The organism is Streptomyces sp. NPDC111744 (assembly GCF_055634995.1).
Genome location: NZ_JBVKCG010000007.1, coordinates 40,062 through 52,898, shown reverse-complemented (window position 1 = coordinate 52,898; position 12,837 = coordinate 40,062). Strand labels below are relative to the sequence as shown.

The 12,837-nt window shown below is 70.0% G+C and carries 15 protein-coding genes; 10 read left to right on the top strand and 5 right to left on the bottom strand.

Annotated features, from left to right (window positions below):
• The first annotated feature begins 77 nt into the window (after positions 1–77).
• Positions 78–1,352, top strand: coding sequence for an ATP-binding protein (locus ACZ7OO_RS17620; RefSeq protein ID WP_471505607.1), 1,275 nt, complete (start codon positions 78–80; stop codon positions 1,350–1,352).
• Here the strand turns inward: ACZ7OO_RS17620 and ACZ7OO_RS17615 are convergent.
• Entirely contained in the window at positions 1,349–1,858 is a 510-nt protein-coding gene (locus tag ACZ7OO_RS17615) for a GtrA family protein (RefSeq protein WP_471505606.1), read from the bottom strand. The genes ACZ7OO_RS17620 and ACZ7OO_RS17615 overlap by 4 nt on opposite strands.
• 207 nt (positions 1,859–2,065) lie before the next feature.
• Here ACZ7OO_RS17615 and ACZ7OO_RS17610 point away from each other — a divergent pair, with 207 nt between their 5' ends.
• The 4 genes from ACZ7OO_RS17610 (at position 2,066) to ACZ7OO_RS17595 (ending at position 6,217) form a co-directional block, all read left to right on the top strand.
• A complete protein-coding gene (locus ACZ7OO_RS17610; protein WP_471505605.1) occupies positions 2,066–3,205 on the top strand; it encodes a 5-(carboxyamino)imidazole ribonucleotide synthase in 1,140 nt (379 codons plus the stop codon).
• Entirely contained in the window at positions 3,202–3,726 is a 525-nt protein-coding gene (gene purE / locus ACZ7OO_RS17605; protein ID WP_471505604.1) for a 5-(carboxyamino)imidazole ribonucleotide mutase, read from the top strand. Before ACZ7OO_RS17610 ends, purE begins: the two co-directional genes overlap by 4 nt.
• A 21-nt stretch (positions 3,727–3,747) precedes the next feature.
• Positions 3,748–4,926: a dipeptidase gene (locus tag ACZ7OO_RS17600; protein WP_471505603.1), complete on the top strand. Its 1,179-nt coding sequence runs from the start codon at positions 3,748–3,750 to the stop codon at positions 4,924–4,926.
• 193 nt (positions 4,927–5,119) lie between these two features.
• Positions 5,120–6,217 carry a dipeptidase gene (locus ACZ7OO_RS17595; protein WP_471505602.1) on the top strand — a complete coding sequence of 366 codons (1,098 nt, stop codon included), beginning with the start codon at positions 5,120–5,122 and terminating at the stop codon, positions 6,215–6,217.
• 35 nt (positions 6,218–6,252) lie between these two features.
• Here ACZ7OO_RS17595 and ACZ7OO_RS17590 read toward each other — a convergent pair whose 3' ends face one another.
• Complete coding sequence (locus ACZ7OO_RS17590; protein ID WP_471505601.1) at positions 6,253–6,639, bottom strand: VOC family protein; 387 nt, start codon at positions 6,637–6,639, stop codon at positions 6,253–6,255.
• 15 nt (positions 6,640–6,654) lie between these two features.
• Positions 6,655–7,014, bottom strand: a complete 360-nt coding sequence (locus ACZ7OO_RS17585; RefSeq protein ID WP_471505600.1) for a VOC family protein — start codon at positions 7,012–7,014, stop codon at positions 6,655–6,657.
• Between the two features lie 122 nt (positions 7,015–7,136).
• On the opposite strand from ACZ7OO_RS17585, the gene ACZ7OO_RS17580 reads away from it, so the two are divergent.
• Positions 7,137–7,643 (top strand): CGNR zinc finger domain-containing protein, encoded by a 507-nt coding sequence (locus tag ACZ7OO_RS17580; protein WP_471505599.1) that lies wholly within the window; start codon positions 7,137–7,139, stop codon positions 7,641–7,643.
• Between the two features lie 113 nt (positions 7,644–7,756).
• Here ACZ7OO_RS17580 and ACZ7OO_RS17575 read toward each other — a convergent pair whose 3' ends face one another.
• On the bottom strand, positions 7,757–9,100 hold the full coding sequence (locus ACZ7OO_RS17575; RefSeq protein WP_471505598.1) for a UDP-glucose dehydrogenase family protein: 1,344 nt from the start codon (positions 9,098–9,100) through the stop codon (positions 7,757–7,759).
• A gap of 177 nt (positions 9,101–9,277) precedes the next feature.
• Here ACZ7OO_RS17575 and ACZ7OO_RS17570 point away from each other — a divergent pair, with 177 nt between their 5' ends.
• Positions 9,278–10,435 carry an acyl-CoA dehydrogenase gene (locus ACZ7OO_RS17570; RefSeq protein ID WP_471505597.1) on the top strand — a complete coding sequence of 386 codons (1,158 nt, stop codon included), beginning with the start codon at positions 9,278–9,280 and terminating at the stop codon, positions 10,433–10,435.
• 70 nt (positions 10,436–10,505) lie between these two features.
• Here ACZ7OO_RS17570 and ACZ7OO_RS17565 read toward each other — a convergent pair whose 3' ends face one another.
• Complete coding sequence (locus tag ACZ7OO_RS17565; RefSeq protein WP_471505596.1) at positions 10,506–11,351, bottom strand: oxidoreductase; 846 nt, start codon at positions 11,349–11,351, stop codon at positions 10,506–10,508.
• 62 nt (positions 11,352–11,413) lie between these two features.
• Between ACZ7OO_RS17565 and ACZ7OO_RS17560 the strand changes: the two genes are divergently transcribed.
• The 3 genes from ACZ7OO_RS17560 to ACZ7OO_RS17550 all read left to right on the top strand — a co-directional run bounded on the left by ACZ7OO_RS17560 (position 11,414) and on the right by ACZ7OO_RS17550 (position 12,833).
• Positions 11,414–12,001, top strand: a complete 588-nt coding sequence (locus ACZ7OO_RS17560) for a TetR/AcrR family transcriptional regulator (protein ID WP_471505595.1) — start codon at positions 11,414–11,416, stop codon at positions 11,999–12,001.
• A 158-nt stretch (positions 12,002–12,159) separates the two neighbouring features.
• Positions 12,160–12,525, top strand: a complete 366-nt coding sequence (locus ACZ7OO_RS17555; protein WP_471505594.1) for a four-helix bundle copper-binding protein — start codon at positions 12,160–12,162, stop codon at positions 12,523–12,525.
• A gap of 155 nt (positions 12,526–12,680) precedes the next feature.
• Positions 12,681–12,833, top strand: a complete 153-nt coding sequence (locus ACZ7OO_RS17550; protein ID WP_471505593.1) for a hypothetical protein — start codon at positions 12,681–12,683, stop codon at positions 12,831–12,833.
• The last annotated feature ends 4 nt before the right edge of the window (positions 12,834–12,837 follow it).

The window sequence follows — 12,837 nt, the reverse complement described above, 5'->3', positions numbered from 1 at the left end:
ATTCGTCGTGGGTGGCACGGGTGGGTGCGCGACCGGCCGTCGTCGTGGGCTGATCGCGGCCCTGAAGGGGCGCTGAAGTGCGGCGGCGTCTGATCCAGTCCACCCTCGCCGTCGTGCTCGTCGTCATCGCCGTGTTCGGTGTGTCCCTGGTCATCGTCGAGTCGCGGACCATCAGCAACAGTGCCCAGGAGCGGGTGGACTCCGAAGCGCTCCGGCTCGCCAGCATCGTCGACAGCCGCATCCTCGGGGACGAGGACGTCACCGCCGCGATACTGCACAGCCAGGTCGGCAAGGACCAGTACGCCGTCATCCGGATCCCGGGCAAGGCGCCGATCGAGCTCGGGGTCAAGCCCGAGGGCGATGTCATCCACTACACCGTCGACGGCGAGGAAGGCGAGACGGTCACCGTCCAGGAGCCGCGGTCCACGGTGACCCGGGAGGTCGGCCGTACGCTGCTGATCATCGGGGCGGTCGCGCTGCTCGCCGTGATCGCCGCCGTCCTGCTGGCCATCCGGCAGGCCAACCGGCTCGCCTCCCCGCTCACCGACCTCGCCGAGACCGCCGAGCGGCTGGGCTCCGGCGATCCGCGGCCCCGGCACAAGCGGTACGGCGTCCCGGAGCTGGACCGGGTCGCCGATGTCCTCGACTCCTCCGCCGAGCGGATCGGGCGGATGCTCACCGCCGAGCGGCGGCTGGCCGCCGACGCCTCCCACCAGCTGCGCACTCCGCTCACCGCGCTGTCCATGCGGCTCGAGGAGATCACCCTCACCGACGACCCGGACACCGTGAAGGAGGAGGCGAACGTGGCGTTGACGCAGGTGGAGCGGCTGACGGACGTCGTCGAGCGGCTGCTGACGAACTCCCGCGACCCGCGCACCGGCTCCGCCGTCACCTTCGACCTCGACGAGGTCATCCAGCAGCAGCTCGCCGAGTGGCGGCCCGCCTACCGCAGCGCGGGCCGGGCCATCGTCAGCTCCGGCAAGCGGCATCTGCGGGCGGTGGGCACACCCGGCGCGGTCGCGCAGGTGCTGGCGGCGCTGATCGAGAACTCGCTGATGCACGGCGGCGGCACGGTCGCCCTGCGCACCCGGGTCACCGGCAACCAGGCGGTGGTGGAGGTGACCGACGAGGGGGCCGGAGTGCCCGCCGACCTCGGCAACCGCATCTTCGAGCGCACGATCAGCGGCCGTAACTCCACCGGGATCGGGCTGGCCGTCGCCCGTGACCTCGCGGAGGCCGACGGCGGCCGCCTGGAACTGCTCCAGGCCCAGCCGCCGGTGTTCGGCCTGTTCCTGTCCCGCACCCCACCGGCACACAAGAAGCCTGACGACAACCGGCCGATGGTCCGCTAGGAGACCCGCTGCTGGGGCTGAGGCTTGTCGGAGTCGGCGGCCTCCTCCAGGATCGACTCCGCCTTCGCGACCGTCTCGCGGACAGGGAGCGCCTTGAACACCCAGGAGCGGTACGACCAGAAGCGGAACAGCGTCGCCACGCCGATACCGACGAACTTGAAGACGTTGCTCTGCAGCGGGCTGTCCCAGCCGAAACCGTAGGTCGCCAGATACAGCACACCGTTCTCGATCACCAGGCCGACCGCGCTGAACAGCAGGAACAGCGTGAGTTCCTTGGTGCGGCCGCCCTTGTCACGGTCCCGGTACGTCCAGTAGCGGAAGCCGATGTAGTTGAAGACGATGGCGACGACGGTCGCTATGACGCTCGCCCGCACCACCGGCAGGTCGGTGACATGCCGGACCAGGTTGAAGACGCCGAGATTGACGAGAATGCCGGCAGCGCCGACGGCGCCGAATTTGGCGACCTCGCGTGCGAGCCGTTGCAGGCCCGAGGAACCACGTTCCATGGTTGTTCGGGCTCCCGTCCGTAGGTATTGGCGACCAACCCATGCTAACGACCCGGAATGTCCCACGCCTGTGGATGGCGACACAGATCGGGAACAGCTCGGAAAGAGCACGGGAAAAGCGGGGCAAGAGACGGCGAAGCGACGGGTAAGAGCCCTGGTCGGGGGCGCGGAAACCGGCCACCGTGGCGCGGCCGATACCCTGGGGGCGTGACGTTCCCGGTAGTCGGCATGGTCGGCGGGGGCCAGCTCGCGCGTATGACGCACGAAGCGGGCATCCCGTTGGGCATCAGGTTCAAGCTCCTCAGTGACACCCCTCAGGATTCCGCGGCCCAGGTGGTGAGCGATGTCGTCATCGGCGACTACCGCGACCTGGAGACACTGCGTTCCTTCGCGCGCGGCTGCGACGTGATCACCTTCGATCACGAGCATGTGCCCACCGAGCATCTGAGGGCCCTGGAGGCGGACGGCATCCCCGTGCGCCCAGGTCCCGACGCGCTCGTGCACGCCCAGGACAAGGGCGTGATGCGGGCGAAGCTCGACGCGATCGGCATCCCCTGCCCGCGCCACCGGATCGTGGCCGACCCGGAGGACGTCGTCCGGTTCGCGGCCGAGGGCGACGGCTTCCCCGTCGTACTGAAGACCGTCCGCGGCGGCTACGACGGCAAGGGCGTGTGGGTCGTGGAGACCGCCGAGGAGGCCACCGACCCGTTCCGCGCCGGTGTGCCCGTCCTCGCCGAGGAGAAGGTCGACTACGTCCGCGAGCTCGCCGCCAACGTCGTACGCTCCCCGCACGGCCAGGCCGTCGCCTACCCGGTGGTCGAGTCCCAGCAGGTGAACGGCGTCTGTGACACGGTCATCGCGCCCGCCCCCGACCTGGACGAGTCCCTCGCCCTGCGGGCCGAGGAGATGGCGCTGCGGATCGCCAAGGAACTGGGCGTGGTCGGCCACCTGGCCGTCGAGCTGTTCCAGACCCGCGACGGCCGCATCCTCGTCAACGAGCTGGCGATGCGCCCGCACAACTCCGGCCACTGGACCCAGGACGGCGCGATCACCTCGCAGTTCGCCAACCACGTCCGCGCCGTCCTCGACCTGCCCCTCGGCGACCCGCGCCCGCGCGCCAGGTGGACGGTCATGGTCAACGTCCTCGGCGGCGACTACTCCGACATGTACTCCGCGTACCTGCACTGCATGGCCCGCGACCCCAAACTGAAGATCCACATGTACGGCAAGGACGTGAAGCCCGGCCGCAAGGTGGGCCACGTCAACACCTACGGCGACGACCTGGACGACGTTCTCGAACGCGCACGTCACGCTGCCGGCTACCTGAGAGGGACGATCACCGAATGAGCCCCGTTGTTGGCATCGTCATGGGGTCGGACTCCGACTGGCCCGTCATGGAGGCCGCCGCGAAGGCGCTGGACGAGTTCGAAATCGGGTACGAGGTCGACGTCGTCTCCGCGCACCGCATGCCGCGCGAGATGGTGACCTACGGCGAGCAGGCGGCGGAGCGCGGCCTGAAGGTGATCATCGCGGGTGCGGGCGGTGCAGCCCATCTGCCCGGCATGCTCGCCTCCGTCACCCCCCTCCCGGTCATCGGCGTCCCGGTCCCGCTGAAGTACCTCGACGGCATGGACAGCCTCCTGTCGATCGTGCAGATGCCGGCCGGTGTCCCGGTCGCCACGGTCTCGGTCGCCGGCGCCCGTAACGCGGGCCTGCTGGCCGCCCGCATCCTGGCCACGCACGACGAGGACCTCCTGGCCCGGATGCGCGACTTCCAGCAGGACCTCAACGACCAGGCGACCGAGAAGGGCAAGCGGCTGCGGGCAAAGGTCGAGGGCGGCTCCGCCGGCTTCGGCTTCGGCAAGTAGGACACAGGGAAGCAGTACGCAATGACCTCTCTCGACGAAGCCCGGTCCCTGCTGCGCGAGTTTCCGGTCGTCGACGGCCACAACGACCTGCCCTACGCACTGCGCGAGCAGGTCCGCTACGACCTCGACGCCCGTGACATCGCCACCCACCAGAACGCGCATCTGCACACCGACATCCCGCGCCTGCGCGAGGGCGGGGTGGGCGCGCAGTTCTGGTCGGTGTACGTCCGCTCGGACCAGCCGGGCGCGGTCCCGGCGACCCTCGAACAGATCGACTGCGTACGACAGTTGATCGCCCGTTACCCCGCCGACCTGCGGGCCGCGCTGACCGCCGCCGACATGGAGGCGGCCCGCGCAGAGGGCCGGATCGCCTCCCTCATGGGCGCGGAGGGGGGCCACTCCATCGACAACTCGCTGGGCACGCTGCGTGGCCTGTACGCCCTCGGCGTGCGCTACATGACGCTCACCCACAACGACAACAACGACTGGGCGGACTCGGCGACGGACGAGCCGAACGTCGGCGGTCTGTCGTCCTTCGGCCGCGAGGTGGTGAGGGAGATGAACCGCCTGGGCATGCTGGTCGACCTCTCCCATGTGGCCGCGACGACCATGCGGGCCGCGCTCGACACCACCACCGCCCCGGTGGTCTTCTCCCACTCCTCCTCCCGGGCCGTCTGCGACCACCCCCGCAACATCCCTGACGACGTCCTCGAACGCCTCCCCGCCAACGGCGGTCTGGCCATGGTGACGTTCGTGCCGAAGTTCGTGCTCCAGGCAGCGGTCGACTGGACGGCGGCGGCCGACGACAACATGCGCGCGCACGGCTTCCACCACCTCGACACCACCGAGGACGCGATGAAGGTCCACCGGGCCTTCGAGGAGAGCCACCCCCGCCCGATCGCTACGGCCGCCACGGTCGCCGACCACCTCGACCACATGCGCGAGGCCGCCGGCATCGACCACATCGGCATCGGCGGCGACTACGACGGCACGGCCTTCACCCCAGAGGGCCTGAACGACGTCTCGGGCTACCCCAACCTGATCGCGGAGCTCCTCGACCGCGGCTGGTCCCGCCCCGACCTGGCCAAGCTCACCTGGCAGAACGCGGTCCGCGTACTGGGCGCGGCGGAGGACGTGGCCCGGGACCTTCAGGCCACGCGCGGCCCGTCCCACGCGACCATCTCCGAACTGGACGGCTGACCGGCGAGGGCGGGGTGGTCGGTGTCACCGTCGGCCCCGCCCCGATCCCGGCGGTCACCGGCTCCGTCACCTCCGCCATGAGGGCGGCCGTACCCCCGAACGCCCCATCCACCAGGAACCCTCCCGGGCGGCCATGCGACGGTGGGCTACAGCCCCATCACGACGTAGCTCACGACGACGTACGGAGCCCGCCATGGCCGACCTCCAGGACGACCGCCCCACCACGACCGAGGTCGGCGGGGACGACAGCCTCCCGGACGACCCGTTCCCGGTGGTGCCCGACGCCGAGTTCCTGGAACGGGCCCATGCCCTGCTGGCCGCGTATCCGGTCGCGGACGGCTACAGCGGGCTGCCGCGCGCGCTCGAGCCGTTGCCCTGGTACGACCTGGAGCTGGGCGAGGCGGCCGTGGACACGGACGTGCCCCGGCTGCGCGAAGGGCACGTGGGCGCGCTGTTCTGGTCGCTGGACCTGTCGGAGGAGGAGCGCGGCGACCGGGCCGTGGGAGCCACGCTGGAACAGCTGGACCTGGCACGCCGGGTGGTCGGAAGGCACCCGGAGGGGCTCCGGCTGGTGCGCACCGCCGGGCAGGTCATCGACGCCCGTAACTGCGGTCGCGTCGCCGTGGTGCTCGGCCCCGCCTCCGCCGCCGCCGTCGACGACTCCCTCGGCATCCTGCGCGTCCTGAACTCCCTCGGCCTGCGCGTGCTCTCCCTGGCCGGCGCCGACTGGGCGGACAGGGAGGGGCTGACCCGGTTCGGCGAGGAAGTGATCCGCGAGATGAACCGGGTCGGTGTGCTCGCCGACCTGTCCGGCGCCCCGGAGACCGTCCTCGCCCGTGTGCTCGCCCTCTCCAAGACGCCGGTCCTGTGCACCCGCTCCGCCGCCGCGGCCGTACGCCCGCACCCCGCCAACCTCTCCGACGCACTGCTCGCGCAGCTCGGCGAGCAGCGGGGCCTGTGCATGGTGCCGCTGACCGCCGAGCAGAGCGGGCAGGGCGTCCGGGACGTCGCCGACCACCTCGACCACGTCCGAATCGTCGCCGGCCCCGAGTGCGTCGCCCTGTCCGGCAGCTACGACTCCGGCGCCGCCCACCCCCGCGACCTCTCCGACACCTCCCGCTACCCGTACCTCATCGCCGAACTGCTCCGGCGAGGCTGGTCCGAGACCGAGCTGTCGCTGCTGACCTGGGAGAACGTCCAGCGGGTCCTACGCAGCGCCGACTTCACCGCCCGCGCGGCCCAACGTCGCCACGAACCGGCCCCGGCGCGACCGGCCGACCCGGAGGCGTGAGCCCGGCCGGGCGGCCGGCGAAGCGGATCGCCTGATCAGGGGATCCGGCACAGGCAGAAGGGATGACCGGCCGGATCGGCGTACACCTGGAAGTCCTTCTTCTCCCGGTCCTCCAGGTCCAGCGGCCGCGCCCCCAGCGCCAGCACCTTCTCGTGCGCCGCGTCGACCTCCTCCCAGGTCGCCCCCGCGTCGAAGTCGAGGTGGAACTGCTGGGAGTTCTGGCCGGCCCGCGGCCACTCGGGCGGCGTGTACCCCTCTGCCCGCTGGAAGCCCAGCCGCGGTCCGTCCGGTACCTGCAGTACGACCCACGTGTCGTCCTCGGCCACCGGGGTGCCACCCGCCACGGCGGCGTAGAAGTCGGCCAGTGCGTGCGGGTCGGGGCAGTCGATCACTACGTTGCGCAGACGGGCGACGATCGCCATGAGTCCTCCCTGGGTTCAGCAGGCGCAGAGACAGAACGGGTGCCCCGCCGGGTCGGCGTACACCCGGAAGCTGCGCGCCCTGTCCGTCGCGTCCAGCGGCTTGGCGCCCAACTCCAGCACCCCCTTCTCGGCCGTGTCCAGGTCGTCCACCACCAGGTCGAGGTGGAACTGCTGCGAGTCGTCGGGCGCGGGCCACTGCGGCGCCACGAAACCGGGCGCCTTCTGGAAGGCCAGCGCCTGCCCGCCGGGCACCTTCAGGTCCACCCACTCCTCGTCCCCCTCGACGCTGCCGCCCAGCACCCCGGCGTAGAAACCGGCGAGCGCGGGCGGGTCGGGACAGTCCAGGACGACGACACCGAGCTTGGCGAGAGCCATGACTTCCTCCTCGAAGTCCGAGTCGACCGGTTACCTGTAGAGACGGGTAACCGGTCACCGTTACCGCATGCTCCCCCAGTGGAGGTAACCTCGCAAGTGAATTCGGGAGGTAGCTTGCAGGGATGAGTGAGAGATCGCCCGCGCCGGGCGGCCTGGCCCTGGTCGAGGCCCTGGTGAACACGCTGGACATCGAGTCGGGCGCCGACGCGCTCGACACGCCGGACGGCAGGGCGCGCCTCGGCATCACGGAGGCCGAGCTCTCACCCGCCCGCGCGCTGCGCGAGTCGCTGCGCGCCACGCTCCTCGCCCACGCCGACCACCCCCCGCACCGCGAGGTGACCCCGCTGGGAGAGCTGCTGGCCGACGCCCCCCTCCATGTCACCGTGGACCCGGCCGACGGCTCGGCCGGCCTCGCCCCCGCCGACGGCGGCCCGCTCCTCTCCCGCATCGCGGCGGCGGTCGCCGGTGCCCTGGTCGAGGGCACGTGGACTCGCCTCAAAGCCTGCGAGGCCGCCACCTGCCACTGGGCGTACTACGACCGCAGCCCGGCAGGACGCGGCCGCTGGTGCTCCATGCAGGTGTGCGGGGCGCGCGCGAAGATGCGCCGGTACCGTGCCAAGGAGGGGTAAGGCACAGGCAGTTCACCGGCCACGCGTGGGTCGCGTGGTGCAGAATGCACACAAGACACCGGTTCGGCCGACTGAGCCTCGGCCGAACCGGTGTCGTCCGAACACCCTGAGACCTATGCGGTGGGGCGCCCCATGGCGCGGTACGTCCACCCCGCCCGCCGCCAGGCCTCCGGCTCCAGAGCGTTACGCCCGTCGAGGATCACCTTCGACGAGGCCACCTCACCCAGTGCCGCCGCGTCCAGCTCCCGGAACTCCCGCCACTCGGTGAGGTGCAGCACCACATCGGCCCCCCGCACACACTCCACGGCGCTACCGGCGTAGCCGAGTGTCGGGAACAACCGCCGGGCGTTCTCCATCCCCTTCGGGTCGTACACCGTCACCTGCCCGCCCTGCAGATGGATCTGCCCGGCGACGTTCAGCGCCGGCGAGTCCCGTACGTCGTCCGAGTCCGGCTTGAACGTCGCGCCGAGCACCGCGACCCGCTTCCCGAGGAACGACGCGCCGCCCAGCGCCTCCCGGGCCATCTCGACCATCTGCCCCCGGCGCCGCATGTTGATGGAGTCGATCTCGCGCAGGAAGGTCAGCGCCTGGTCTGCGCCCAGTTCACCCGCGCGGGCCATGAAGGCGCGGATGTCCTTGGGCAGGCAGCCGCCGCCGAACCCGATCCCGGCGCGCAGGAACTTCTTCCCGATCCGGTCGTCGTGCCCGATCGCCTCGGCCAGCTTGGCCACGTCACCGCCCGCCGCCTCGCACACCTCGGCCATCGCGTTGATGAAGGAGATCTTCGTGGCGAGGAAGGAGTTCGCGGACGTCTTCACCAGCTCGGCCGTCGGGAAGTCGGTCACCACGAACGGCGTGCCCTCGCCCACCGGCGTCGCGTACACCTCGCGCAGCAGCTTCTCGGCGCGCTCGCTGTGCACGCCGACCACGATCCGGTCGGGGTGCAGGGTGTCCTGGACGGCGAAGCCCTCCCGCAGGAACTCCGGGTTCCAGGCCAGCTCGGCCTCGGCGCCGACGGGCGCGTTCTCGGCGAGGTAGGCGGCCAGCCGCTCCGCCGAACCGACCGGCACGGTCGACTTGCCGACGACGAGCGCGGGCCCGGTGAGATGCGGGGCCAGCGACGCGATCGCGGAGTCGACGTAGGACATGTCGCAGGCGTACTCGCCGTGCTTCTGCGGGGTGTTCACACAGACGAAGTGGACGTCTCCGAAGGCGCCCACCTCGGCCCAGTCGGTGGTGAAGCGCAGCCGCCCGGAGGAGCCCTCGAAGCCCGCCACATGCCTGCGCAGCAGCTCGTCGAGGCCCGGCTCGTACATCGGGGTCTCGCCGCGCTCCAGCATGGCGATCTTCTCGGGTACGACGTCGAGGCCCAGCACTTCAAAGCCCAGCTCCGCCATGGCCGCGGCATGCGTGGCGCCGAGGTAACCGGTGCCGATCACAGTGATCTTGAGGCTCATGGATGCTCCAGCTCGGGGACGTTTGTGCTGCTGCGGGGCCGAGCATAACCGGGCCCTCCTGCGGGCAACTTTCCCGCTGTCGTCAAGCTCACGTCACCGTTCTGTGGGCGCCGTTCTAAACTTTGAGTTACTTAACAGTAATTAGCGTCAGCACCACTGCGTCTGGAGTGAGAGACCTTGGCCGGATCGGCTGACTTCGACCTGTACCGCCCGTCCGAGGAGCACGACATGCTCCGTGACGTCGTCCGTGCGCTGGTCGAGGCGAAGATCGCCCCGTATGCGGCCGCGGTGGACGAGGAGGCCCGCTTCCCGCAGGAGGCACTCGACGCCCTGGTCGCCAACGACTTGCAGGCCGTGCACGTCCCTGAGGAGTACGGCGGTGCCGGCGCCGACGCGCTTGCCACGGTCATCGTGATCGAGGAGGTGGCCCGCGCCTGTGTCTCCTCCTCTCTCATCCCGGCGGTGAACAAGCTTGGCTCGCTCCCGGTGATCCTCTCCGGCGGCGAGGAACTGAAGAAGAAGTACCTGACCCCGCTCGCCAAGGGCGAGGCGATGTTCTCGTACTGCCTCTCCGAGCCGGAGGCGGGCTCCGACGCGGCCGGCATGAAGACGAAGGCGGTCCGCGACGGCGACCACTACGTGCTCAACGGCGTCAAGCGCTGGATCACCAACGCGGGCGTCAGCGAGTACTACACGGTGATGGCGGTGACGGATCCCTCGAAGCGCTCGAAGGGCATCTCGGCGTTCGTCGTGGAGAAGTCGGACGAGGGCGTCTCCTTCGGCGCCCCGGAGAAGAAGCTCGGCATCAAGGGCTCGCCGACCCGTGAGGTCTACTTCGACAACGTCCGCATCCCCGCCGACCGCATGATCGGCGCGGAGGGCACCGGCTTCGCCACGGCGATGAAGACCCTGGACCACACCCGCATCACCATCGCGGCCCAGGCCCTCGGTGTCGCCCAGGGCGCCCTGGACTACGCCAAGGGCTACGTCCAGGAACGCAAGCAGTTCGGCAAGCCGATCGGCGACTTCCAGGGCATCCAGTTCATGCTCGCCGACATGGCGATGAAGATCGCCGCCGCCCGCGCCCTCACCTACCAGGCCGCGGCCGCCTCCGAGCGCGGCGACGCCGACCTGACCTTCCAGGGCGCGGCGGCGAAGTGCTTCGCCTCCGACGTCGCCATGGAGGTCACCACGGACGCCGTCCAACTCCTCGGCGGCTACGGCTACACGCGTGACTACCCGGTGGAACGCATGATGCGCGACGCCAAGATCACCCAGATTTACGAAGGCACGAACCAAGTCCAGCGGATCGTGATGGCAAGGAACCTGCCGTAACCACCCACTGAGGAAGCCCCGGCCCGGGCGGGCCGGGGCTTTTTCGGTTTCGTGCACCATCGGCGCGCCGTCAGAGGCCGAACGACACGCCTGTGAGCTTTTCCGAGGCGTCCCAGAGTCGGCGGGCAAGCCTCGTGTCCTGCGCGGCCTTGGACCGGCCGATCAGTTCGGCGCCGTCGCGCATGTGCATCCAGTGTTCTGGTCCGGTGAAGCTGTCGCCGGGGACGTCGCCGGTGGCGGCGTACAGCACCGGCAAGGCGCCCTGTTCGGGGTCCTGCGCGAACAGGCGGACCATCAACCTTGTGACCAGCCCCGTCGACCGGTCGTAGATGTTCGTCGCGACGAGGCCTGGGTGCGCCGCCACCGCCAGCACGCTGGACCCGACGGCGGTCAGCCGACGTTGCAGCTCGGACGAGAACAGCACGTTCGCCAGCTTCGACGTCGCGTAGGCGCTGGACTGTTTGTAGGGGGTGTGCTCCCAGTGGAGGTCGTCGAAGTTGATCTGCCCCATTCGCTCGGCCTGTGAGGCCAGCGACACCACCCGTCCGGTGATGTGGGGCAGGAGCAGGTTCGTCAGCGCGAAGGGGCCGAGATGATTGGTTCCGAACACGAGCTCGAACCCATCGGTGGTCCTCTCGAGCTCGGGGACCGAGACGCCCGCGTTGTTGATCAGTAGATGGATCGGGCCCTGCCAGTCGGCGGCGAAACGGCGTATCGATGCCAGGTCGGCCAGATCCAGTTGCCGCACCTCTGTGTCGCCGGGCACCGCTTCGGCGGCGCGCCCGCCCTTCGCCGTGTCGCGCACCGCCAACACGACATGCGCGCCGTACCCGGCGAGTGCCTTGGCGGTGGCGAGACCGATTCCGCTGTTCGCGCCCGTCACGATGACCGTCTTGCCGGTCAGGTTGGGAGTCATGGCGGCCAGACTAGGCACTGCCTATTATCTAGTCAACGTCTAGTTTCCGGTAGGATGAAGGGGTGAACCATAGGCCCTTCCATCACGGGAACCTGCGAGCCGCCCTGCTGGACCAGGCGGAGCGAACCTTGCGGGAGGACGGTATCGACGCGCTGTCGCTGCGTGAGCTGGCACGGCAGGTCGGCGTCAGCCACGGCGCACCTCGGAGCCACTTCATCGACCGGCAGGCACTGCTGGACGCGCTCGCGGAGCGAGGCTTCAACCGCCTCGCCGATGAAGTAGGAGTGGCGGTCGGCTCCGATGCAGTCGACTACAAGCAACGACTCCGCGCCGCCGCGGCCGCGTACGTGCGCTTCGCCGTCACCGACACCGCGCTCCTGGACCTCATGTTCACCGCGAAGAACGGCAACGCCCCCGAGGGGCTGCGCGTCGCCTCGGAACGACTCTTCGCGACCATCCGCGATCTGATCGACCGCGGCACCAAGGCCGGAGAACTCGAACCACAGGACCCGTACCGGCTGCAACTCCTCCTCGCCGCCGTCATGCAGGGAATCGCGGTCCTCGTCAGCACCCGCCGGATCTCCACGGAGGACGGTGCCTCCCTCGTCGACGACGCGATCTCTCTCCTGGTCCGCGCAAAGGACGGGTGAGGTGCGCTCGGCATCCGTCCCCTGAACCGGAAGCGCACCGCGCCGCACGACTCCTCGGTGCACTCGCAGGATTTCGAATGGCGGTACCGGTCGGTCGGGCTTAGGAACGGAAGCATGCGGGGCCTACCTCGGGCCCCTCTCCCTTCCCTGGAGGAGCCATGACCCAGACCGGACCCATGACCGCCATGAGCAAGCAGATGCAGGAGTGCGTCAACGCGTGCATGGCCACCCACTCGATGTGCGAGGAGACCATGAGCTCCTGCATGTCCATGGACGGTGGCCAGGCCCACATGCGGATCATGCGCGCGCTGATGGACTGCTCGGAGATGACCCGGATGTGCGCCGACATGATGATGCGGCGCTCGCCCCTGTCGGCCGAGATGTGCGCGATGTGCGCCAAGGCCTGTGACATGTGCGCCGAGGCGTGTATGTCCATGCCGGAAGACCCGCAGATGAAGCGCTGCGCCGACGCGTGTCGCCGCTGCGCCGAGATGTGCCGCTCGATGGCGGGCGCGTCCATGTGACACCCCGCTGACCTGTTTCAAGGGCACCCCGCCGGGGTGTCCTTGATCCATTCTCCGGCACGCTGGCCTCATGACGGACAGCTTCGACAGCGCCGAACGGGCCGTGGGACCACCGGGCCGGGCTCGACGAGTGGTGGGGCGGGGCCGTCGGCGGGGTGGCCGTCATCGGGCTGGTGGTGACCTCGCAGGACGCGGAGACGGTCGTACGGATCAGACGGGAGTACGAGCGGTTCGCCGCCGAGTACGCCGGCGGGGAAGGGCGCCTGGCCCTTCCCCATGTGGCCCTGCTCGCCGCCGGGACGGCCTAGTCGC